A 22,295-nucleotide genomic window follows, 5' to 3' on the forward strand; every position below is an offset into this window, starting at 1 on the left:
CGCACGTCCCGAGACCAGGAACGGGGATCCCCGATGACCGTCCGCATGACCGCGCAGCGGCTGGGCCGGCTGATCGCCGACGGCGACGCCGACGCCGTCCGCACGGCCGTCGCCGAGGCGCCACGGCTGCTGTCCACCACGCTCGAGCGCGGCGGCCAGGGCGGGTGGACGCCCCTGCACCTCGCCGTCGCCGAGGGGCAGGCGGAGGTGGTCCGGGTACTGGTCGCCGCGGGCGCCGACCTCGGCGCGCGCACCGAGCACGACCGGACACCGCTGCACACCGCGCTGGAGTTCGCACCGGACCTCGTAGCGGTGCTGCGCGAGCTGGGTGCCCCGGTGGACGCCCCGACCGCCGCCTACCTCGACGACGTCGACCAGCTGACCACCGAGCTCGACCGGGGTGCGCCCCTCGCCGACCCGGTCACCGGTGTGGACCTGCTGACGTGGGCCGCCGCGGGTGGCGCGGCCGGCGCGGCGCGGCTCCTGCTCGACCGGGGCGCCGACGTCGACGGCGGAGCGCTGCACGCCGCGGCGACCAGCCGGCGCCTGACCCTGGTCCGCCTGCTGCTGGACGCCGGCGCCGACGCCAACCGGCGCGACCCCGACACCGGCCGGTCACCGCTGCACGCCGCGGTGGCCGCGGGGGTGGACGGCGACGCGCCCGAGGTGGTGCGCGCCCTGCTCGACGCCGGGGCCGACGTCAACGCGACGACGAACGACGGCGCCAGCGCCCTGGACATGAGCCGGGTGGCCGCGGCCAGGGCCAGGCGCACCGACGCAGGCCAGGCGACCGCCCACGATGCCCTGGCCGACCTGCTCGTGGCCCGCGGTGCCACCGACTGAGAGTCCCACCCGATGCCCCCCACCCGCCCCGGGCCCGCCGACGCGCCGCTGCACGGCCGGTCAGGGCCCCGGGACGGGCGTAGACTGACCGCCCGGTCCAGAGACGTCCACCGACGACGAAGAAGGCACTCGACCCCGTGTCAAGCGTGAGCTCATCCCGGCCGTCCTCCACCCCGTCCTCCTCCGCGGTGGCAGGGTTCGGTACCAACGAGTGGCTGGTCGAGGAGATGTACCAGCAGTACCTCGCCGACCCGTCCAGCGTGGACCAGGCGTGGCACGAGTTCTTCGCCGACTACCGACCCGGGAGCCCGGTGGCCGCCAGCGACGACCGTGAGGCGCCGTCCACCTCCTCCGACGGCGCCGCTGCCCCGGCCACCTCCTACGCCAGCCCCTCGCCGTCGCAGGAGGTGACCGCCCCCGCCGCATCCGCAGCGCAGCAGGCGGCCCCGCAGCCGGCCGCGCCGCAGCCGACCGCGCCGGCGCAGGACGCCCCGCAGCAGCCGGCCGCGGGCGACGGGTCCTCCCGAGCGACGACTGTCGAGCCAAAGACCGAGGACACCGTCGTGAACCGCGCCGCGGAGCGGACCGCCCAGCAGCAGCCGGCCGCCAAGGCCGCGAAGCCCGCCGCCAAGGCGGCGCCGAAGTCCACCGATGGTGAGGGCCCCAAGCGCACGCCGCTGCGCGGCGCGGCCGCCAGCATCGTCAAGAACATGAACGCGTCGCTGACCGTCCCGACGGCGACCAGCGTGCGGGCGGTGCCGGCGAAGCTCCTGGTCGACAACCGCATCGTCATCAACAACCACCTGGCCCGCGCCCGCGGCGGGAAGGTGTCGTTCACCCACCTGATCGGCTACGCGCTGGTCCGGGCGCTCGACGACTTCCCGGAGATGAACGCCTCCTTCACCGAGGTCGACGGCAAGCCGACCCTGGTGCAGCCCGAGCACGTCAACTTCGGCCTGGCCATCGACCTGCCCAAGCCCGACGGGTCCCGCTCCCTCGTCGTCGCCTCGATCAAGGCGGCCGAGGAGATGGACTTCGCCCGATTCTGGGGCGCCTACGAGGACGTCATCCGCCGTGCCCGCGCCGGCAAGCTGACCCTCGAGGACTACTCGGGCACCACGATCAGCCTGACCAACCCGGGCACGATCGGGACCAACCACTCGGTGCCGCGGCTGACCGCCGGCCAGGGCACGATCGTCGGCGTCGGGGCCATGGAGTACCCGGCGGAGTTCCAGGGGATGAGCCCCGAGGCGCTCACGGAGATGGCGGTCAGCAAGATCATCACGCTGACGTCGACCTACGACCACCGGATCATCCAGGGCGCCCAGTCCGGGGACTTCCTGCGCCGGCTGCACCAGCTCCTGCTCGGTGAGGACGGCTTCTACGACGGCGTCTTCCGCTCGCTGCGCATCCCGTACGAGCCGGTGCGCTGGATGCCCGACGTGCGGGTCAGCCGCGAAGGGCAGATCGACAAGGAAGCCCGGGTCATCGAGGTCATCGAGTCCTACCGGCGCAACGGCCACCTCATGGCCGACACCGACCCGCTCGAGTTCAAGGTCCGCAGCCATCCCGACCTCGACATCCTCCAGCACGGGCTGACGCTGTGGGACCTCGACCGCAAGTTCCCCGTCGGCGGGTTCGCCGGCGAGAAGCTGATGGCCCTGCGCGACGTCCTCGGCGTGCTGCGCAACTCCTACTGCCGCACCGTCGGCGTGGAGTACATGCACATCACCGACCCCGAAGAGCGCGAGTGGATCCAGCAGCGCGTCGAGGTCAAGGCCGACCAGCCCGACCGTGACAAGCAGAAGCACATCCTCGGCCGGCTGAACGCCGCCGAGGCGTTCGAGACCTTCCTGCAGACCAAGTACGTCGGCCAGAAGCGGTTCAGCCTCGAGGGCGGCGAGTCGGTCATCCCGCTGCTGGACGAGGTCCTGATCGCCGGTACCGACCACGACCTCGACGAGGTCGCCATCGGCATGGCCCACCGCGGCCGGCTCAACGTGTTGGCCAACGTGCTGGGCAAGAGCTACGCCAAGATCTTCGGCGAGTTCGAGGGCAACATCGACCCCGGCACGGTCCAGGGCTCCGGTGACGTGAAGTACCACCTGGGCGCCGAGGGCACCTTCAAGAACCCGCTGCGCGACGGCGCCGAGATCGCCGTGTCGCTGGCCAGCAACCCCTCGCACCTGGAGACGGTCAACCCCGTCCTGGAGGGCATCGCACGCGCCAAGCAGGACATGATCGACCGGGGCGAGCAGGGCTTCACCGTCCTCCCCGTGCTGCTGCACGGGGACTCCGCGTTCGCCGGCCAGGGCGTGGTCGCCGAGACGCTCAACCTCTCCCAGCTGCGCGGCTACCGCACCGGCGGCACCGTGCACGTCGTCATCAACAACCAGGTCGGCTTCACCACCAGCCCGGCCGCGGCCCGCTCGAGCCTCTACTCGACCGACGTCGCGCGGATGATCGGCGCGCCGATCTTCCACGTGAACGGCGACGACCCCGAGGCCTGCGTGCGCGTGGCCCGCCTGGCGGTGGAGTACCGGCAGACGTTCAAGAAGGACGTCGTCATCGACCTGGTCTGCTACCGCCGCCGCGGCCACAACGAGGGCGACGACCCCTCGATGACCCAGCCCCTGATGTACGACATCATCGACCGCAAGCGCTCGGTCCGGAAGCTCTACACCGAGGCGCTCATCGGTCGCGGGGACATCACGCTGGCCGAGGCCGAGGAGGCGCTGAAGGACTACCGCGGGCAGCTGGAGCGGGCCTTCGCCGAGACCCACGACGCCCAGGAGACCCCGCAGAAGCAGCCGGTCATGGACCAGCCGGCGCAGCAGAAGCCCGTCGCGACGGCCATCACCACCGAGGTGCTCAAGGCCATCGGCGACGCGCACGTCTCGCTGCCGGAGTACTTCACCGTCCACCCGAAGCTCAAGCGGATGCTCGAGCGGCGTGCGGCCATGGTGAGCGAGGGCGGCATCGACTGGGCGATGGGCGAGCTGCTGGCCTTCGGGTCGCTGCTCATGCAGGGCGTCCCGGTCCGGCTCGCCGGCCAGGACTCCCGCCGCGGCACCTTCGTGCAGCGTCACTCGGTGCTCATCGACCGCGACACCGCCGCGGAGTACACGCCGCTGGCCAACCTCAGCGAGGACCAGGCCAAGTTCTTCGTCTACGACTCACTGCTCAGCGAGTACGCCGCGCTGGGCTTCGAGTACGGCTACTCGGTCGCCAACCCCAAGGCGCTGGTGCTCTGGGAGGCGCAGTTCGGCGACTTCGTCGACGGCGCGCAGATGGTCATCGACGAGTTCATCTGCTCCGGCGAGGCCAAGTGGGGCCAGCGCTCCGGTGTCGTCCTGCTGCTCCCCCACGGCCTCGAGGGCCAGGGCCCGGACCACTCCAGTGGTCGCATCGAGCGGTTCCTGCAGCTGTCGGCGGAGAACAACATGACCGTCGCCAACTGCTCGACGCCGGGCAACTACTTCCACCTGCTCCGCCGGCAGGCGCTGTCGGACGTGCACCGGCCGATGGTCGTGTTCACGCCGAAGTCGCTGCTGCGGGCCAAGGCCGCCGTCAGCCCGGTCTCGGACTTCACCGACGAGACCTTCCGGCCGGTCCTGCCCGACCCGGGCGTGGGGGGCGAGCCGCTCGACGACGCCGCGGTGCGCCGGGTGCTGCTGTGCAGCGGCAAGGTCACCTACGACCTGTTCGCCCAGCGGGAGACCGACGGCACCGCGGACACCGCGGTGGTGCGGGTGGAGCAGCTCTACCCGCTGCCGGCCGAACAGATCCGCGAGGCCCTGGAGCGCTACCCGAACGCCTCGGACGTGGTCTGGGTGCAGGAGGAGCCGGCGAACATGGGCGCCTGGCAGTTCATGGCGGTCAACCTGCCCGAGCACCTGCCGTCCGGCCGCAGCCTGCGGCGCATCAGCCGCCGCGCCTCGGCCAGCCCGGCCGTCGGTTCGGCCAAGGTGCACGAGATGGAGCAGAAGCAGCTGGTCGCCGAGGCCTTCGCCCGCTGACCCCCCGCGCTCCCTGCCGACGCCCGGCCGCCGACCCAGTCGGTGGCCGGGCGTCGTAGGTTCTGGGGCGTGTACTTCACCGACCGCGGTCTCGAGGAGCTCGCCGAGCGGCGGGGCGAGGAGCAGGTCACCCTCGCCTGGCTCGCGGACCAGATGCAGGCGTTCGTCGACCAGCACCCGGACTTCGAGGTGCCGGTGGAGCGGCTGGCGACCTGGCTGGCCCGCGGCGGCACCGAGGACGACGACGACTGAGCCCCGTCTGGTGGCGGTGTCGTGAGGAGTGGGGGCCGGAGGCTCCCGCGATCGAACGACGAGGGGGCTCAGCGCGGCCGGGGGACGCCACCTGGCGGCGGTGTCGTGAGGAGTGGGGGCCGGAGGCTCCCGCGATCGAACGACGAGGGGGCTCAGCGCGGCCGGGGGACGCCACCTGGCGGCGGTGTCGTTCGGTAGGACGACGGAGTGCATAGCGTGGGGGCATGGGCACCGTTCTCGCCGTCCTGCACGTCGTCTCCGCCGTCTTCCTCATCGGGCCTATGGCCCTGCTCCCGCAGACCGCCCTGCGCGCGGTGCGGGCGGGCAACGGGCCGATGGTCGAGCTGCTCACCCGCTCGACGAAGGTCTTCACGTGGGCCTCGCTGGCGGTCGCCGTCTTCGGTTTCGGCGTCTCGGGCATCGAGGGGATCCCGCTGTCGCGGACCTGGCTGTGGCTGTCGATCGCGCTGTACCTGGTCGCGCTGGTGCTCAGCCTGGTGCTGGTCGTCCCCTCGCTCACCCGGGCGGCGGCGGAGCTGACCGGGGGCCGGTCCGCCACGGCGCTGTACGGCCGGATCGCCGCCGGGTCGGGCGTCGTCTCGCTGCTGCTGCTCGCCGTGACCGTCCTGATGGTCTGGAAGCCGTGACCGGACCGACACGCCCGGGCGGCCGGATCCCCCGCTGACGGGCGGGACGACGGGACGCTGCGTCCGTGCTCGGTCACTCGCACGCCCTGTCCGGGCTCGCCGCCGGGGCAGCCACGCTGCCGTGGGCCCCGGTCGAGGGCCCCGTCTCCCAGGTCGCGTGGATCGCCGCCGTCGGCGGGATGTCGATGCTGCCCGACCTGGACGCCAGCGGTTCCACCGTCTCCGACATGTGGGGTCCGGTCACCGACGTGCCTTCGGCTGCGGTCGGGCGACTGGCTCAGGGGCACCGCTGGGGCACCCACGACGCCGTGCTGGCCCCGATCGCGTTCGGCGCGCTCGCGCTGGCCGCCGCGAACGCCTTCTGGTCCAGCCTGCTGCTCATGGCCCTGGCGATCGGGCTGGCGCTGCGGGCGCTGCACTTCGTCATCCCCGGTCGCGCGGAGAACACCGTCGTCGGCAACCTGGTGTTGTCCTGGGGCGGGGCCTGGCTCCTGCTGGAGCACATGCCGCCCCCGGCCTGGCTGCCGTGGGCTGTCGCGCTCGGGGTGCTCACCCACATCGCCGGTGACGCGATCACCACGCAGGGGGTGCCCGTGCCGCTGGTCTGGATCCTCAGACGGTGCCGGCTGGCCCTCACCCCGCTGCGCACCGGGACGACGCTGGAGAAGGCGGTCCTCGCCCCCGCGTTCGTCGTCGTGACGCTCTGGTTCGTCTACACGAACACCGGCGTGCAGGCGGCGGTCGACCCCTGGCTGCAGGACCTGCGCGGACTGCTCTGACCGTGGTCGATGGACGGACGCCGGAGCGCGGATCTGGACGCCGGCGGCCGAGCCGAGGACGCTGACGGTGGCCCGTACACGGGCGGCTTCCCGGTGGGAGGAGTCGGCCGATGCTCTTCCGGTTCACGTTCGACACCCGCGCGGCGCCGGAGCAGGTGGTGGGCGCCTTCACCGATGTCAGCGACCGCCGGCTGACGGTGTGGCGGCGCACCCTCGACCCGGCGAAGTACGAGGTCCGTGAGGCCGGCGACCGCTGGGCCGTCGTCCGGGAGGGCAGTGCGGGCACCCGGATCTGGGTCCTGCTGCGCTACGAGTGGTCGGAGCCCGGGACCATCCGGTGGACGCTGATCGACAGCGACCACTGTCGCCGGGGCCGCGGCGAGGTGGTCGTCGCCGCTCGACCGGACGGCGGCAGCCGGGTCGACGCCACGATCGACCACGGCGCCCCACGGGGACTGCGCGGCCGGGTGATCCTCCTCGGGCAGCGGGTCGTGGGTCCGGTCGCGTTCCCGCGGCTGTGGCGAACCGCACTCGACGAGCTGGCCACGACCCCCGCCTGACCCGGGCGGGGAGCGCAGGCAAGTTGCGCTTCCCACCCCGGTCAGCGTGTGACGCCCTGCTCCCGCGCGCAGCTGGCCACCGCAGCGGCCACCGCCGCGGCCACCCGCCGGTCCAGCGGGCTCGGCACGACGTAGTCCGCGCGCACATCGTCGCCCACCACGTCGGCGATCGCGGTCGCCGCGGCGAGCTTCATCTCCTCGGTGATGGCCGTGGCACCGGCGTCGATCGCCCCGCGGAAGATGCCGGGGAAGGCGAGCACGTTGTTGATCTGGTTCGGCTCGCCGCTGCGCCCGGTCGCGACCACCGCCGCGTACCGGCCCGCCATCTCCGGGTCGACCTCGGGGATCGGGTTGGCCAGCGAGAACACGATGCAGTCCCCGGCCATGGTCGCGATCGCCGACTCGGGCACCGACCCGCCGGACAGGCCCAGGTAGACGTCGGCCCCTTCCAGCGCGCCGGTCATCGTGCCCGCGTACCCGGCCCGGTTGGTGTTCTCCGCGACCCACCGCTTGATCGGGGTGAGGTCGTCGCGGCCGAGGTGCAGGACGCCCCGGGAGTCGGCCACGGCGATGTCGCCGATGCCGGCCTCGAGCAGGATCTTGGTGCACGCGATCCCGGCCGCCCCGGCCCCGGCGACGACGACCCGCAGGTCGCCGAGCTCCCGGCCGACCACCCGCGCGGCGTTGCGCAGCGCGGCCAGGACGACGATCGCCGTCCCGTGCTGGTCGTCGTGCATGACCGGGATGTCCAGCCGCTCGCGCAGCCGCTCCTCGATCTCGAAGCAGCGTGGGGCGCTGATGTCCTCGAGGTTGATCCCACCGAAGGACGGCGCGATCGCGGCCACCGTCTCCACGATCGTGTCGACGTCGGTGGTGGAGAGCACCACCGGCACCGACGACAGCCCGGAGAACTCGCTGAACAGGCAGGCCTTGCCCTCCATGACCGGCAGCGCGGCGGCCGGCCCGATGTCCCCCAGGCCCAGCACGGCGGTGCCGTCGGAGACGACCGCGACCACCCGCGAGGCCCAGGTGAACCGCCGCGCGAGGCCCGGCTCGGCAGCGATGGCACTGGAGACCCGGGCGACGCCCGGGGTGTAGGTGAGGGCGAGGTCGGCGAGGGAGTCGATCGAGCGGGTGGGGCGTACCACCAGCTTGCCCCCCTCGTGCACCGCGAACGCCGGGTCCTCGGCGAAGCGGTCGGGGCTCCCCGGCGGGGGAGCGGAGGCCTCGGGATGCTGGGTACCGCCCATGGACACGGCAGCGTAGACCGTTCGCCACCGGTGCCTCGCTACGGTTCTCCCGTGCAGATCCGCGAGCTCGCCGTGCGCGACGCCTACGTCCTGGACCTGGTCCCCCACGGCGACGCCCGGGGACGGTTCACCGAGTGGTACCGCGCCGACGTCCTCTCGCGGGCCGTCGGGTACGGCCTGCCCCTCGCCCAGGCCAACCACAGCGTGTCCGCCCGCGGGGTGCTGCGCGGGGTCCACTTCGCGCTGGTGCCGCCCGGGCAGGCCAAGTACGTGTACTGCCCGGCGGGCCGGGTGCTCGACGTCGTCGTCGACGTCCGCGTGGGCTCCCCGACCTTCGGCGCGCACGACGCCGTCGTCCTCGACAGCGAGCAGCCCCGGGCGGTGCACCTGGCCGAGGGGCTCGGGCACGCCTTCGTCTCCCTCGCCGACGGCAGCTCGGTGACCTACCTGGTGTCCAGCGGGTACGACCCGGACAGGGAGTTCGGCATCGACCCGCTGGACCCGGCGCTGGGCCTGCCGTGGCCGGCCGACGTCGAGTTCGAGCTCTCGGCCAAGGACCGCCAGGCGCCCACCCTCGAGCAGGCCCGCGAGCAGGGCCTGCTGCCCACGATGGAGCAGTGCACCGCGCGTTACGCCCAGCTACGCGCCTCCGACTGACCGCGGCCGTCCGGGCGGGCAGCACGGCGGCTGGGACTGCGGCCGGATGCCCGATCCGTCAGAAGCGACGGCACTCGACCGCAACGACGTGTGTGAGCCTTGACACACGACCGGACGGACCTCAAGGTGGACGCCTTGCCGCCATGCGGACGCACGTCCGTGTGCCGGTGCCCGCTGCATGCCGGGAAGGACCACCTGATGGCCGACCTCCACGTCCCCGTCCTCATCGCAGGTGGCAGCCTCGTGGGGCTGAGCGCCTCGGTCCAGCTCGCCACCCACGGCGTTCCTCACCTGCTCGTCGAACGACACCGCGGGACGGCGGTCCACCCGCGGGCCGCCTCCTTCCACCAGCGCACGATGGAGATCTTCCGCGGGATGGGCCTGCAGGCAGCGGTGGAGGCCGCTGCGCAGAAGGAGTTCCTGCAGGACGGCGCCATCGTGTCCGTGTCGGACCTCAGCAGCCCCGAGATGACCTTCTTCTTCCGGTCGTTCAACGACGGCGTCGAGGAGCTGAGTCCGACCCGGCGGCTGTTCATCACCCAGATCGGCCTGGAACCCATCCTGCGGGACCGCGCCCGCGACCTCGGCGGCGAGCACCGCTACGGGACGGAACTGCTCGGATTCCAGCAGGACGACGACGGGGTCACCTCGGTCGTCCGCTCCCGGGACAGCGGTGAGGAGACGACCGTTCGATCCGAGTACCTGGTGGCGGCGGACGGCGCCCACAGCCCCGTGCGTGGGCGGTGCGGCATCGACATGCAGGGCCGGGGCGCGTTCGCGCGGTGCATCACCATCTACTTCCAGGCCGACATGCGCGAGCTCATCGGCGACCGGAACCTCAGCGTCGTCTACGTCAACCAGCCTGATCTGCTCGGCTTCTTCCGGTTCTCCATCACCGGCGACTCGGGGTTCCTGGCCGTCTTCTCCGCGACGGGCGCCGACGGGACGCGCGACACCCATGTGGCCGAGGACCTCGACGAAGACCAGTGCGTGGCGTACGTCCGCAAGGCCCTGGGGCGTCCGGACACCGCCGTCCGCATCGACGACGTGCAGCGGTGGACCGCCGAGGCGTCACACGCGGCCAGGTTCAGCGACGGGCGGGTCTTCCTGGTCGGCGACGCCGCTCACGTGATGCCGCCCACCGGGGGCTTCGGCGGGAACACGGGGGTCGCCGACGCGCACGACCTCGCGTGGCGGCTGGCGCTGGTCTCCCGGGGGGTCGCCGGGCCGGCGCTGCTGGACAGCTACGACGAGGAGCGACGGCCGGCCAGTGCCCTGGTGGTCGAGCAGGCCTACACCCGCTACGTCATGCGGGTTGACCCCTCACTCCCCCGGGGTGACCTGGCGGCCCCCCTCGACGACCCCTCCATCGAGCTGGGCACCCTCTACCGCTCCCGCGCGGTCCTGGCCGCGGAGGGCGAGGACGACGGCGCGCTGCTGGTCGACCCCCGGAAGCCCTCCGGCCGGCCGGGCGCCAGGGCTCCGCACGTCTGGGTCCAGGTCGACGGGGCAGCCGCGTCGGTGCACGACCTCGTCGGGTCGGAGTTCGTCCTGCTCGCCGGCGCGGACGGACAGCCCTGGTGCGACGCCGCCGAGGAGCTGACCGGCGCGGACGGCACGCCGCTGACCGCGCACCGGGTCGGTCCCGGCGGAACGGTGCAGGACCCCGGGGAACGCTTCCGCGAGGCCTTCGGGATCGGCGCGGCAGGAGCCACGCTCCTCCGGCCCGACGGCGTCGTCGCCTGGCGCTCGACTGGCTCCTCGGACCGGCCGCGGGCCGTGCTCACCGACGTCATGGCGCGGCTCCTGGGGCGCTGACGGCGGTCAGCCGGGTCCGTGGTCGCCGGGCTACGGCGGTTGCCCGCCCAGCCGTCCCGGGCGCGGCCACAGCCGGCCCACCACCCGGCCGACCACGACGGCCGGCCCGAACGCCCGGCTGTCGTCGGTCACGAGGGCGTTGTCCCCCTCCACCCAGTGCCCGCCGGGCACTGGGCGGCGGACCCGCTTGACCACGAGCAGCTCCGGGCGGGAGGGGAAGCGGGCGAGGACGACGGCACCGGCGCCCACCGGGGACCCGCCGTCCACCCGGCGCACCAGCAACCGGTCGCCGTGCCGCACCGTCGGGGACATCGACGGGCCGCTGACCCGGGCCACGACCCAGGGCGTGACCAGCGACGGGACCGCCCCGGAGGTCTTGTCCTCGGACCTGTGGTCGGCGTTCACCGGGAGTAGGGTCCCAGACGAAAACGACCCACGAGACCCGGAGGTCACGTCCATGCGTTTCCGCATGTTCTCCGCCGTGGAGGCCACCGCTCACTGCGACCTCCCTTGCGGCGTGTACGACCCGGCCCAGGCCCGCATCGAGGCGGAGTCCGTCAAGGCGATCCAGGAGAAGTACCAGGCCAACGAGGACCCGGCCTTCCGCACCCGCGCGATCCTGATCAAGGAGCAGCGGTCGGACCTGGTCAAGCACCACCTGTGGGTGCTGTGGACCGACTACTTCAAGCCCCCGCACTTCGAGAAGTACCCGCAGCTGCACGAGCTGTTCAACAAGGCGACCAAGCAGGCCGGCGCGGCCGGCGGCAAGGGCAGCATGGACCCGGCCGAGGGCCAGAAGCTGCTCGACTACATCGCCGAGATCGACAAGATCTTCTGGGAGACGAAGGCCGCGGCCTGACCGTTCCCTCGAGCAGCGGCGCCGGTCGGCGGGGTCCCCCGCCCCCCGGCGCCGTTGCCGTCTCCAGCCCCGGAGCGGCCACGGCCGCCTCATGGGCAGCACCTGCTCGTCCACCCCACGTCCACGTCCGGAGGTCCCAGATCGACGTCGCGGCGCTGCTCCGGCGGGTCGAGAACGCAGCACCGATCGAGGCGGTCGAGGCCGTGGCCGCCGCGCTGGCCGACCAGGTCGACGCCCGAGCGGTCAGCTTCCTGATCGCCGACTTCAGCGGCCGGGCCGTCGTCCGGCTCACCTCCGCCGGCCCCGCCACCGGCGCACGCACCCGCGACGCCGAACAGGCGCAGACGGTGCCGCTGGCCGGCAGCGTCTACGACCAGGTCCTGCGGTCCCAGCAACCCGATCTGCGGACCGAGGGCGACCTGCACCGGGTGCTGGCCCCCGTGACCGACCGGGGGGACGCGATCGGCCTGATCGAGATGCTCCTGCCGCGGGTGCCCACGTCCCAGGAGCTCGACGAGATCCGCAGCGCCGCACACGCACTGGCCTACGTCGTCATCGCCGCCCGCCGGCACACCGACGTCTTCGAGTGGGGCATGCGCTCCACCCCGTTCACCCTCGCCGCCGAGATCCAGCGCCGGCTGCTCCCCGCCGCCTACGCCTGCGAGGCGGCCCAGTTCACCCTCGCCGGCTGGATGGAGCCGGCCAGCGAGGTGGGCGGGGACACCTTCGACTACTCGCTCGACCGCGACGTCCTGCACCTGTCGGTCACCGACGCCGTGGGGCACCAGGTCCCGGCGGCCCTGCTGGCCACGCTGCTGGTCGGCGGCCTGCGCAACGGCCGGCGCCGGGGTCTGGACCTGCTCGGCCAGGCCCGGTACGCCAACGACGCACTGGCCGAGAACGCCGCCCCCGGAGAGTTCGTCACCGGCCAGCTGGTGCGCATCGACCTGCGCACCGCCACGGCTCACCTCGTCAACGCCGGCCACCCGTTCCCGCTGCGGCTCCGCGGCGGCCGGGTCAGCGAGATCGAGCTGGCCATCGACGCCCCGTTCGGCGTCCGGCCGGGCGGGTCGTTCACGGTGCAGCCGCTCGCCCTGGAGCCGGGCGACCGCGTCGTGTTCCTCACCGACGGCATGCAGGAGCGCAACGCCGCCTCCCTCGACGTCGCCGCCGCGCTCGCCGACACCGCCGACCTGCACCCGCGCGAGGTCGTGCACGCCCTCGGTGCCGCGGTCCTGCACGCCACCGGCGGGGACCTGCGGGACGACGCGACGATGCTCTGCCTCGACTGGTACGGCGGGCCGCCACGGGCCCGGGCCAGCGAGCACGGCGCCGATCCCGCCCTCGTCTCCCCACCCGCCGCCCCCCGGTGACGCCGGGTGCGTCCCGGTACCGTTTGACCACGATGCGCATCGACCCGGCCGGGTGGCCCTTCATCACCGGGCCCCTCGCCCCCGCTGCCCTGCTCACCGCCACGGGGCGGGCCACCGGACGGCGCGGTCTCCGGATCGCCGCCTGGCCGTTCGCCGCCCTCGCCGCCTACATGGCGCTGTTCTTCCGCGACCCCGACCGCCGGTGCGACGTCCACCCCTCGGACGCCGACGACGTCGTCTCACCGGCCGACGGCGTGGTGATGGTCGCCGGCGAGCCGCAGGAGGGCGTCGCACCCGAGGGGGAGTGGCAGCAGGTCAGCGTCTTCCTCTCCGTCGTCGACGTGCACGTCAACCGCTCCCCCTACCGCGGCGAGGTCGTCGAGAGCTCGTACCGCAAGGGCAGCTTCCTCGCCGCCTACCGCAAGGAGTCCGCGCACCGCAACGAGCGCAGCGAGCTGTGGCTGCGCGACACCGACAGCCCCACCCCGCGCACCGTGGTGTTCCGGCAGATCGTCGGGGTCCTCGCCCGGCGCATCGTCACCCGCACCGGGGTCGGGCAGCGGCTGGAGACCGGTGAGCGGATGGGGCTGATGAAGTTCGGGTCCCGGATGGACGTCTTCGTCCCGCGGGAGTGCACGATCACCGTTCGCACGGGGCAGCGGGTGCGGGGCGGCGAGACCGTCATCGCCCGCTGGCCCGCGGCCGGCTGAGGAGTTCCCCCATGCCCAGCTCAGCGTCCGGCCAACGCCCTCCGCAGACCCGTCGCACGGCCACCGTCGAGTTCGTCCGCGGCTCGGTCCGCGGCACCCGGCGCCGGGCGCTGGCCACCCTGCCCAGCTTGTTCACCCTCGCCAACATGATGTGCGGTTTCGCCGCGATCCTGGTCTCGATCCGCGGGCAGTACACCCTCGCGGCGGTCCTGGTCGGGCTGTCGGTCGTCTTCGACATCACCGACGGGGCGGTCGCCCGGCTGGTGGGTGCGGTCACCCCCTTCGGCCTGCAGTTCGACTCCCTGGCCGACCTCGTCTCCTTCGGTCTGGCCCCCGCGTTGCTGGCGTTCACGCTGTTCTCCGAGGGGCGCGACGAGTGGGACCCCCTCGGCTGGGTCGTCTGCTTCCTGTGGGTGGCCTGTGCCGCCATCCGCCTGGCCCGCTTCAACACGACGATCGACCCCACCGCCGACAAGCGGTACTTCACCGGCATGCCCAGCCCCGGGGCGGCCGGCGTCGTCCTGGCCTCGGTCTTCGCCTTCGGCGACCAGATGCACGGCCGTGACCGGCTGTGGGTCCTGCTGATCGTCGCCGTCCCGGCGCTGCTCATGGTGAGCACGGTCCGGTTCCGCTCGTTCCGCTCGCTGGTCAGCCCGAAGAGCGGCAAGCCCTACGGGCTGATCGCCGCCGCGCTGGCGGTCGTGGTGGGCTTCGCCCTGGCCCCGGTCGTCACCGGCTGCGTCCTGGCCTACGGCTACCTGCTGGCTCCCGTCCTGGTGCCGCTGCTGTCCCCGCTGTCCCGGCTCGTGCCGACCCGCCTCAAGGAGCTCCTCACATGAGTGTGCGGCCCATCCGCCCCGACGACGTCGCCGCCGTGGTCGGGCTGGTCCGGGAGCTCGCCGAGTACGAGAAGGCGGCGCACGAGGTCCGGTTGACCGAGGAGCAGCTGACCGCCGCGCTCTTCGGCGACTCCCCCAAGCTGTTCGGTCACGTCGCGGTGGCCGACGGCGACGAGGTCGTCGGCACGGCGCTGTGGTTCCTCAACTTCTCCACCTGGCGCGGGACCCACGGCGTGTACCTGGAGGACCTCTACGTCCAGCCCGGGCACCGCGGCACCGGACTGGGCCGCGAGCTGCTGCGCAGCCTCGCCGAACTGTGCGTCGAGCGCGGCTACGACCGGCTGGAGTGGTCCGTGCTGGACTGGAACGCCCCCTCGATCGAGTTCTACCGGGCCGCCGGTGCCGTCCCCATGGACGAGTGGACCGTCTTCCGGCTCACCGACGACGCCCTGCGTGGTTTCGCCGCCGACCGGCGGTCGCGGTGAGCGGCCCGGCGGACACCCGCGGCCACGTGCGCGCCGAGCGGCGGCCGGCCGAGTGCTGGCTCACCGACATGGACGGCGTCCTGGTGCACGAGGGCCACGCGCTGCCCGGCGCCGCGGAGTTCCTGCAGCGCCTGGTCGAGCGCGGGCGCCGGTTCCTCGTGCTGACCAACAACTCGATCTTCACCCCTCGGGACCTCGCGGCCCGGCTGGCTCGCTCGGGACTGCACGTGCCGGAGGAGTCCATCTGGACCTCGGCGCTGGCAACGGCGGACTTCCTGGCCACGCAACTGCCTGGGGGCTCGGCCTACGTCATCGGTGAGGCGGGCCTGACCACGGCGCTGTACGAGGTCGGCTACACCCTCACCGACACCGACCCCGACTACGTCGTCCTCGGGGAGACCCGCACCTACTCCTTCGAGGCCATCACGCGGGCCATCCGGCTGGTGGGCAGGGGCGCGCGCTTCATCGCCACGAACCCCGACGTCACCGGCCCCTCCCCCGAGGGCCCGCTGCCGGCCACCGGCTCGGTCGCGGCGATGATCACCAAGGCGACCGGCGCTGAGCCCTACTTCGTCGGCAAGCCCAACCCGATGATGTTCCGCAGCGCGATGAACCGGATCGCGGCGCACTCGGAGTCGACGGTGATGATCGGCGACCGGATGGACACCGACGTCGTCGCGGGCATCGAGGCCGGGCTGGACACGGTCCTCGTGCTCACCGGCTCGACCCGGGCGGGCGACGTGGCGCGCTTCCCGTTCCGCCCGGGGCGGGTCCTGGACTCGATCGCCGACGTCGTCGAGCTGGTCTGAGACAGGACCCCTCCCCCACCCCGCGCTCGCTCGGGGCGGGCCCCCGGAGGGGCCCTCAGCGGTCGGCGAAGGCGAGGCGCGCCTCGGGCGTGGCCAGCAGCCACAGCTCCAGGGCGACGAGGACCAGGAGCGGGACGCCGACCAGCGGACCGCCCCACTCGAACGCCGAGAAGTAGCCGAACAGGCCGAGCAGGACCTGCAGCACGATGACCGGCCCCCGGGCCCAGCCGGACACCCGCCAGAGCCCGACCGTCGCCGCGGCGAGCAGCACGGCGAAGAAGCCGACGTAGACGACCTCGGCGAGGGCACGGCCCATGCTGTCGGGCGTCGAGGTGATGGTCAGGTAGAGCAGCACCAGCGCGACGACGCCGAGCGCGGCGGCCTCGACGGCGACGACGAGCGCGGCCCGGCGGACGGCCACCGGCGCCTCGGTCCGCGGCCGCGCGGGACGTGGCGCGGCCGGTTCCGCGGCGCCGCCGAGCAGCCGCTCGGCCAGCCGGCGCTGCCTCGGGGGCTGTGCTCCCGCCTCCTCCGTCACGGCCGCGAGGGTACGCCGCCGCGGCGGCGGATCCCGGCCGCCGGGAGCCGTCCACGCCACGCCCGCTCCTCCCGGGGAGCCGGCCCGGCGCTGGTTAGCCTGACCGGCATGCGTGCGCTCGTGGTGGCCAACCCCGCGGCGACGACGACGAACCGCGACGTCCGCGACGACGTGCTCACCGCCCTGTCGGGCGAGCTGAAGGTGGACCTCGCCGAGACGACCCACCGCGGCCACGGGACCGCGCTGGCCCGTCAGTCCCGCGATGACGGCGTCGACGTCGTCATCGCCCTCGGCGGGGACGGCACGGTCAACGAGGTGGTCAACGGGCTGCTGCGCCAGGGACCGGGTGAGGACGTGCCGCTGCTGGCCGTCGTCCCGGGCGGGTCGACCAACGTCTTCTCACGCGCCCTGGGGCGGTCCCGCGACCCGGTGCGGGCGGCCAGGGAGATCGCCGACTCGCTGCGGGCCGGCCGCACCCGGCGTATCTCCCTCGGGACGGCCAGCGCCCGCGGGGCGACCCGCGCCCCGGCCGTGCTGCCCGATCCCGCCCTGGCTCAGCAGGCCGCCGACGCGGGAGCCGCGGCGCACCCGGAGTGGACCGAGCCCCGCTGGTTCGCCTTCAGCGCCGGGCTGGGCTTCGACGCCGACGTGATCGGCCGGGTGGAGGCGCAGCGGGCACGCGGCCGGCGGTCCACCGGGGCGCTGTACGTGGTGCAGGCGACCAGCGCGTTCGTCCTGGGACGCGAGCGGCGGGAGCCGGCGATGACCCTCGACCTGCCCGGGGAGCCGCCCCTGGACGGGCTGTTCCTCTGCCTGGTCTCCAACGTCTCGCCGTGGACCTACCTCGGCGCCCGCCCGGTCAACCCGAGCCCGGAGGCCTCCTTCGACGCCGGGCTGGACGTCTTCGCGATGGGGCGCGTGGGGGTGTTCCGGATGCTGCACCACGTGCGCCAGGTCTTCGCCGCCGAACCCGACGCCCGCGGGCGCGGGGTGCACCGGCGACACGACCTGGCCGGCCTGACCATCACCGCGCAGCGCCCCCAGGGATGGCAGGTCGACGGCGACCACCTGGGCACCGCGACGGGGCTGCGGTTGTGCAGCGTCGCTGCCGCGCTGCGCGTCGTCGCCTGAGTGCCCCGGACGTCGTCCGGAGCGCCCGCCGGCGGGGCGTCGGTCGACCCCCTCGGGGAACCGGCCGTTCTCGCAATCAGTGGTGTGACCTGCGTCTTTGCTCACGGCGGGCGAGTGTTGTCAACGCCGGGACCGTCGGATGGTCAGGTCGAGTGGCGTACCTAGCATGCCCGTGGTGAGCTTGCTCACGAGGGGTCGACCGAAGCCCTCGTTCTGCTTGACAGGCCTCCACGCCGTGAAAACATCGCGGACGGAAAGCAACCTGTCGGTAACAAATGCACGTAGTCGCTGTGCCATGGCGCTGGTCAATCCCGGTGCCGGCCTGCGGAGCGGTCCGAGGCCGGCGACTGATGCACCACACCGTAGACGACATCGAGGAGAACACCGCCATGGACTGGCGCCACCGCGCGCTCTGCCGCGACGAGGACCCGGAGCTGTTCTTCCCCATCGGGACGACCGGCCCGGCTCTCGGCCAGATCGAGCAGGCCAAGGGTGTGTGCCGGCGCTGCCCGGTCGTGGAGTCCTGCCTGGACTGGGCCCTGCGCTCGGGTCAGGACTCCGGCGTCTGGGGTGGACTGTCCGAGGACGAGCGGCGCGCACTCAAGCGGCGCCAGGCTCGCACCAGGGTCCGCACCGCCTGAGCACACCGCACGCCGGCGTCCGGGCTCCCCGCTCGGCACCGCAGTACTGAGTGGTCGCGAGGCCGGTCCGGGTCCCCGGGCCGGCCTCGCGGCCGTTCAGCGCCGGAGCCGGCCGGCTCCGGGCAGCGTCAGCACCACCTCGGTCCCCGGACTACCGCTGGACCACCCACCCATGCCGAGGCTGCCGCCGAGCTCGCTGGTGACGAGGGTCCGCACGATCTGCAGGCCCAGCCCGTCACTGGCAGCGACGTCGAACCCCTCGGGCAGGCCGCGCCCGTCGTCGCGCACCCGCACGACCAGGTCGTCGCCGTCGCGCTCGGCCACGAGCTCGATGCTGCCGGGTTGCCCCTCGGGGAACGCGTGCTCGGCGGCGTTGTGCAGCAGCTCGGTGACGGCGAGCACCAGCGGCGTCGCCGCCACGGCCGGCAGTTCACCGAACTGGCCCACGCGCCGGGTACAGGCGGCGGGGCCGATCGACGTCAGGTCACCCAGCATCGGCAGCACCTGGTCCAGCACCGCGTCGACGTCGACGACGTCCTCCCGGCTGCCGGCCAGCGTCTCGTGCACCACCGCGATGGACGACACCCGGCGAACCGACTCCTCCAGCGCCGCCCGTGCGGCGGGTTCGGTCATGCGCCGCGCCTGCAGCCGCAGCAGGGCGGCCACCGTCTGCAGGTTGTTCTTCACCCGGTGGTGGATCTCCCGGATGGTGGCGTCCTTGGTGAGCAGTGCGCGGTCCCGGCTCCGGACGTCGGTCACGTCGCGCACCAGGACCAGCGCCCCCTCCTCGCCGCCGGGCGCCTGCAGCGGGAGCGCCCGGACCAGCATCGTGGCGGCCGGGCCCTCGACGTCCATCGGATCCGGGAAGCGCCCGGCGACGGCGGCCCGGATGCCCGCCGCGACCGCCTCCCCCGCGACCCGGTCGGCCGCCGCGTCGCGGGTGAGGCGGGCCAGGTCCGCGCCGACGACGTCCCCGGTCACCCCCATGCGACGGTAGGCCGACAGCGCGTTGGGGCTGGCGTAGGCGGCACAGCCGCTCCCGTCCAGGCGCACCAGCCCGTCACCCACGCGGGGGCTCAGCTCGGCGTCCAGCAGCTTCTCCGGCGGGAAGGTGCCCGCCGAGACCATCAGGCAGAGGTCGGCGGCGATGTCGAGGTAGGTCAGCTCCAGCGTCGACGGCGACCGGGTCGCCGCCAGGTTCGTGTCCCGGGCGAGGACGGCGACCACCACGCCGTCGTGGCGGACGGGGATGACCTCGCGGCGACGCGGGGCCACGCCCGACCAGTCCGGCTCCCCCTCCGTGACCGGACGGCCCTCCCGGTGGGCGACGTCGAAGGGCTCTGCGGGGAGGCCCTGCGCCTCCGTGCCGACGAGGTCCTCCGGCTGGCTGGTCGGCGCCGTCAGCGGCCGTACCTGCGCCACGCACCACCACCCGCCCGACGACAACGGCACCCACAGCGTGAGGTCGGCGAAGGACAGGTCGGCCAGCAGCTGCCAGTCGGCCACCAGCCGGCGGGCGTGGTCGACCTGGGCGGGGGCGGAGGCCGCGCCCCGGGTGAGGCGTTCGGAGAGGCTGCTCATGGTGATCCGAGCGTAGGTCGGCGCCCCTCCCCCGCCCCTGCAGGCTCCGGCCCCCGGGGCGGGGCCGCACCTAGGCTGATGGGGTGGCCTCCCCCGCCCAGCCGCCCGTGTCCGTCGAGGACGCCCGCCCCGGGGACTTCGCCCACATCGCCGAGCTGACCGTCCGCGTGTACACCGACGGCGGGCTCGCCCCGCCCGAGTACACCGCTGTTCTGGCCGACGTCGGAGGCCGGGCGACGCGCGCCGAGCTGCTCGTGGCCCGGGCGGCCAGCGGGCAGGTCGTGGGCAGCGTGGCGCTGGTGCTCGACGGCGAGTTCGGCGAGGTGCTCGAGTCCGACGACGAGGCCGGCTTCCGCATGCTCGTCGTCGACCCGGCGGTGCGGGGTCGGGGCATCGGCGAGCTGCTGGTGCGGAGCTGCCTGCACCGAGCCCGGGCGGCCGGGAAGCGGCGGATGGTGCTCTCCACCGACCCACGGATGACCGCCGCCCACCGGCTCTACGAACGCCTGGGCTTCACCCGGCTGCCGTCCCGGGACTGGTCTCCCCTGCCCGGGGTCGGCCTGATGGTCTACGCCCTGGACCTCTGACCGGGTGTGTCCCACCTCTGCGGGCGCGGTCTACGGTTCGGCGGTGGGTCCTCGCCGACCGTCCGGCCGGCTCGGGTCGAGGACGCCGCACAGATGGCGCGCGTGAACGTGCGGTGCTGGCGAGAGACGTACCGGGGACTCGTGCCGGACGCGGTGCTCGACGACCCGGGGTTCGTGGCCGCTCGGGAGCGGTTCTGGACGGCCGCGTTGACCGACGAGCGCTTTCGCGAGAACCGCGTGGCCGTCGCCGAGCGGGACGGCGAGCTGGTCGGGATCGCCATGTCAGGGCCGCCCTTGGACGCCGGGGCGGAGTGGGCGCGGCAGCTGTACGTGCTCTACGTGCATGCGGCCGACCACGGCACGGGTGCTGGGCCGGCACTGATGGAGGCGGTCGTCGATCCGGAGGAGTCGGTGGCGCTGTGGGTGGCCGACCCCAACCCCCGTGCCCAGGCGTTCTACCGCAAGCACGGCTTCGTTGCCGACGGGACGACGCAGGTCGAGAGCGGGGTACGGGAGATCCGCCTGGTCCGCGGTCTGCCGCACCGTCGGTGAGCCGGCTCGCGGGCGGGCCCCGGCCGGCGTCAGTCGTCGACGGTCGCGATGAGGTCGCCCTCCTGGAGCACCTCGCCCTCCACGACGTGCAGCTCGCGCACCGTCCCGGCCCGCTCGGTGAGGACGGGGATCTCCATCTTCATGGACTCGAGGATCACCAGGGTGTCGCCGGCGGCCACCTCGCTGCCCGGTTGCACGAGCACCTTCCAGACGCTCGACACCATCTCGGCGTGGATCTCCTCGACCGCCACCGGCACCTCCCTCGCTGACCTGCGTCCATCCAAGCACGCAGGTCGCCGCGGTCAGCTGCCCGGCGCGGTGCCCCCCGCCAGCCGTTCGAGCACCTGGCAGACCTCGGGCCCGTCGTGGGGCACCCCCGTCTCGGGCAGGCCGGTCAGCGCGTTGCCGGCCGCGCGGGCGGCGGTGGCGGTGTCGGGCCCGTTGGCGCTCACCGTGGCCAGCAGGGCGTCGTACCAGCCGTCGAGCCGGTCCCCGGGCTCGTAGCCGCTCACGGCCACCACCTCGACGCCGTCGTCCCCGCCCCGCCGCCCACCGGACTCGGGCAACCGGCCGGTGACCCGACCGGCCTCCCCCGGCGGCAACGTCGACCGCAGCTGGACGACGACGGCCTTGCGCGGCGCCCGCCCGGGCCCCGGCTCCGCCGCGACACGGCCGCCGGCGGCGCTGCGCAGGGCCAGTTCGACCGCGTCCACCCCGTGCGCGCGCTCCAGGACCGCCATGTCCAGGGAGAAGCCGGCCGCCACCTCCGCCAGCGCGCCGTCGGGTGCGATACCGACCGTGACCAGCCCCCGCCAGCCCACCTCGGCCAGCCGCTTGGCGGCCGCCGGCAGCTCGACCGGCTCGTCGGGTGTCCAGGAGACCCGGGCGATGCCGGCGGCGCGGTCACGGCGGACCGGCGTGGTGTGGTGCAGGCCGGAGTCGGTGACCCATCCCAGGAAGCCGCGTTCGCTGGCCGGCTCGACCCCGTCACCGCCCAGCCGCTCGAGCACCGCCGCGGACGGCCCGACCCAGGTGAGACCGGCGGCGACGACCGCCCCGGCCAGCCGGGCGTTGCCGGCCAGTGCCGGCGGGACGGGGAGGACGGCGGCGGCCCCGCTGCGCCGGGCGGCCTCGACGATGCGGTCGACGGCCAGGTAGGACTCCGCGGCCGGCGCCGGCCCGAGCAGCACCGCGTCGTCGGCGAGCCGGACGTGCCGGGCGGAGCGGTCGGCCTCGGAGTGGACGGCGACCGTCTTCACGTCCAGGCGGGAACAGGCCGCCATCACCGCGCAGGCCGCGGGCCCCCGACCCGCCACGAGGACGCTCTCGATCCCGACCTGTGCCACCGTGCCGGCCCTCCCCAGT

The 22,295-nt window shown here is 73.8% G+C and carries 24 protein-coding genes; 18 read left to right on the top strand and 6 right to left on the bottom strand.

Going from position 1 to position 22,295, the window contains the following annotated elements; all coding sequences use genetic code 11:
• Positions 1-33: 33 nt before the first annotated feature.
• The 6 genes from CRP39_RS20525 (at position 34) to CRP39_RS20550 (ending at position 7,100) form a co-directional block, all read left to right on the top strand.
• Positions 34-843 carry an ankyrin repeat domain-containing protein gene (locus tag CRP39_RS20525; protein ID WP_097208248.1) on the top strand — a complete coding sequence of 270 codons (810 nt, stop codon included), beginning with the start codon at positions 34-36 and terminating at the stop codon, positions 841-843.
• Positions 844-989: 146 nt separating this feature from the next.
• Entirely contained in the window at positions 990-4,862 is a 3,873-nt protein-coding gene (locus CRP39_RS20530) for a multifunctional oxoglutarate decarboxylase/oxoglutarate dehydrogenase thiamine pyrophosphate-binding subunit/dihydrolipoyllysine-residue succinyltransferase subunit (RefSeq protein ID WP_245853996.1), read from the top strand.
• Between the two features lie 69 nt (positions 4,863-4,931).
• Positions 4,932-5,114: a DUF6104 family protein gene (locus CRP39_RS20535; protein ID WP_097208250.1), complete on the top strand. Its 183-nt coding sequence runs from the start codon at positions 4,932-4,934 to the stop codon at positions 5,112-5,114.
• A 224-nt stretch (positions 5,115-5,338) separates the two neighbouring features.
• Positions 5,339-5,761 carry a DUF2269 family protein gene (locus CRP39_RS20540; protein WP_097208251.1) on the top strand — a complete coding sequence of 141 codons (423 nt, stop codon included), beginning with the start codon at positions 5,339-5,341 and terminating at the stop codon, positions 5,759-5,761.
• A 65-nt stretch (positions 5,762-5,826) separates the two neighbouring features.
• Positions 5,827-6,540: a metal-dependent hydrolase gene (locus CRP39_RS20545; RefSeq protein WP_097208252.1), complete on the top strand. Its 714-nt coding sequence runs from the start codon at positions 5,827-5,829 to the stop codon at positions 6,538-6,540.
• Between the two features lie 110 nt (positions 6,541-6,650).
• The gene (locus CRP39_RS20550) at positions 6,651-7,100 is read left to right on the top strand and encodes an SRPBCC family protein (RefSeq protein ID WP_097208253.1); all 450 of its coding nucleotides are present in this window, start codon (positions 6,651-6,653) and stop codon (positions 7,098-7,100) included.
• A gap of 41 nt (positions 7,101-7,141) precedes the next feature.
• Here the strand turns inward: CRP39_RS20550 and CRP39_RS20555 are convergent, their stop codons facing one another.
• The gene (locus tag CRP39_RS20555) at positions 7,142-8,350 is read right to left on the bottom strand and encodes an NAD(P)-dependent malic enzyme (RefSeq protein ID WP_097208254.1); all 1,209 of its coding nucleotides are present in this window, start codon (positions 8,348-8,350) and stop codon (positions 7,142-7,144) included.
• Positions 8,351-8,401: 51 nt separating this feature from the next.
• On the opposite strand from CRP39_RS20555, the gene CRP39_RS20560 reads away from it, so the two are divergent.
• Positions 8,402-9,007, top strand: coding sequence for a dTDP-4-dehydrorhamnose 3,5-epimerase family protein (locus CRP39_RS20560; protein WP_097208255.1), 606 nt, complete (start codon positions 8,402-8,404; stop codon positions 9,005-9,007).
• 198 nt (positions 9,008-9,205) lie between these two features.
• Positions 9,206-10,825 (top strand): FAD-dependent monooxygenase, encoded by a 1,620-nt coding sequence (locus CRP39_RS20565; protein WP_097208256.1) that lies wholly within the window; start codon positions 9,206-9,208, stop codon positions 10,823-10,825.
• 30 nt (positions 10,826-10,855) lie between these two features.
• Here CRP39_RS20565 and CRP39_RS20570 read toward each other — a convergent pair whose 3' ends face one another.
• Entirely contained in the window at positions 10,856-11,230 is a 375-nt protein-coding gene (locus CRP39_RS20570) for a S26 family signal peptidase (RefSeq protein WP_245853997.1), read from the bottom strand.
• A gap of 52 nt (positions 11,231-11,282) precedes the next feature.
• On the opposite strand from CRP39_RS20570, the gene sodN reads away from it, so the two are divergent.
• The 6 genes from sodN to CRP39_RS20600 all read left to right on the top strand — a co-directional run bounded on the left by sodN (position 11,283) and on the right by CRP39_RS20600 (position 15,900).
• Complete coding sequence (sodN, locus tag CRP39_RS20575; RefSeq protein WP_072918931.1) at positions 11,283-11,684, top strand: superoxide dismutase, Ni; 402 nt, start codon at positions 11,283-11,285, stop codon at positions 11,682-11,684.
• Positions 11,685-11,887: 203 nt separating this feature from the next.
• On the top strand, positions 11,888-13,057 hold the full coding sequence (locus tag CRP39_RS20580) for a PP2C family protein-serine/threonine phosphatase (protein WP_245853998.1): 1,170 nt from the start codon (positions 11,888-11,890) through the stop codon (positions 13,055-13,057).
• A gap of 32 nt (positions 13,058-13,089) precedes the next feature.
• Positions 13,090-13,767: a phosphatidylserine decarboxylase gene (locus CRP39_RS20585; protein ID WP_097208258.1), complete on the top strand. Its 678-nt coding sequence runs from the start codon at positions 13,090-13,092 to the stop codon at positions 13,765-13,767.
• Positions 13,768-13,778: 11 nt separating this feature from the next.
• Entirely contained in the window at positions 13,779-14,606 is an 828-nt protein-coding gene (pssA, locus tag CRP39_RS20590; protein ID WP_097208259.1) for a CDP-diacylglycerol--serine O-phosphatidyltransferase, read from the top strand.
• Entirely contained in the window at positions 14,603-15,091 is a 489-nt protein-coding gene (locus CRP39_RS20595; protein WP_097208260.1) for a GNAT family N-acetyltransferase, read from the top strand. The genes pssA and CRP39_RS20595 overlap by 4 nt, the downstream gene beginning before the upstream one ends.
• The gene (locus CRP39_RS20600; RefSeq protein WP_245853999.1) at positions 15,088-15,900 is read left to right on the top strand and encodes an HAD-IIA family hydrolase; all 813 of its coding nucleotides are present in this window, start codon (positions 15,088-15,090) and stop codon (positions 15,898-15,900) included. Before CRP39_RS20595 ends, CRP39_RS20600 begins: the two co-directional genes overlap by 4 nt.
• A gap of 55 nt (positions 15,901-15,955) precedes the next feature.
• Here the strand turns inward: CRP39_RS20600 and CRP39_RS20605 are convergent, their stop codons facing one another.
• Positions 15,956-16,438 (bottom strand): hypothetical protein, encoded by a 483-nt coding sequence (locus tag CRP39_RS20605; protein ID WP_097208406.1) that lies wholly within the window; start codon positions 16,436-16,438, stop codon positions 15,956-15,958.
• A 108-nt stretch (positions 16,439-16,546) separates the two neighbouring features.
• Here CRP39_RS20605 and CRP39_RS20610 point away from each other — a divergent pair, with 108 nt between their 5' ends.
• Both CRP39_RS20610 and CRP39_RS20615 read left to right on the top strand, forming a co-directional pair.
• The gene (locus CRP39_RS20610; RefSeq protein ID WP_097208261.1) at positions 16,547-17,569 is read left to right on the top strand and encodes a diacylglycerol/lipid kinase family protein; all 1,023 of its coding nucleotides are present in this window, start codon (positions 16,547-16,549) and stop codon (positions 17,567-17,569) included.
• Positions 17,570-17,919: 350 nt separating this feature from the next.
• On the top strand, positions 17,920-18,210 hold the full coding sequence (locus CRP39_RS20615; protein WP_425432564.1) for a WhiB family transcriptional regulator: 291 nt from the start codon (positions 17,920-17,922) through the stop codon (positions 18,208-18,210).
• Positions 18,211-18,306: 96 nt separating this feature from the next.
• Here the strand turns inward: CRP39_RS20615 and CRP39_RS20620 are convergent, their stop codons facing one another.
• A complete protein-coding gene (locus tag CRP39_RS20620) occupies positions 18,307-19,791 on the bottom strand; it encodes a sensor histidine kinase (protein WP_097208262.1) in 1,485 nt (494 codons plus the stop codon).
• Between the two features lie 83 nt (positions 19,792-19,874).
• Between CRP39_RS20620 and CRP39_RS20625 the strand changes: the two genes are divergently transcribed.
• Together CRP39_RS20625 and CRP39_RS20630 are read left to right on the top strand one after the other, a co-directional pair.
• Positions 19,875-20,378, top strand: coding sequence for a GNAT family N-acetyltransferase (locus CRP39_RS20625; protein ID WP_097208263.1), 504 nt, complete (start codon positions 19,875-19,877; stop codon positions 20,376-20,378).
• Positions 20,379-20,471: 93 nt separating this feature from the next.
• Positions 20,472-20,930 (top strand): GNAT family N-acetyltransferase, encoded by a 459-nt coding sequence (locus tag CRP39_RS20630; protein WP_097208264.1) that lies wholly within the window; start codon positions 20,472-20,474, stop codon positions 20,928-20,930.
• Positions 20,931-20,959: 29 nt separating this feature from the next.
• On the opposite strand, the gene CRP39_RS20635 is transcribed toward CRP39_RS20630, so the two are convergent.
• Complete coding sequence (locus CRP39_RS20635; RefSeq protein ID WP_097208265.1) at positions 20,960-21,181, bottom strand: biotin/lipoyl-binding carrier protein; 222 nt, start codon at positions 21,179-21,181, stop codon at positions 20,960-20,962.
• 51 nt (positions 21,182-21,232) lie between these two features.
• Entirely contained in the window at positions 21,233-22,276 is a 1,044-nt protein-coding gene (locus CRP39_RS20640) for a biotin carboxylase N-terminal domain-containing protein (RefSeq protein ID WP_097208266.1), read from the bottom strand.
• Positions 22,277-22,295 lie beyond the last annotated feature (19 nt).

The sequence above is a fragment of the Geodermatophilus sabuli genome (assembly GCF_900215145.1).
GTDB classification, from domain to species: Bacteria; Actinomycetota; Actinomycetes; order Mycobacteriales; family Geodermatophilaceae; genus Geodermatophilus; species Geodermatophilus sabuli.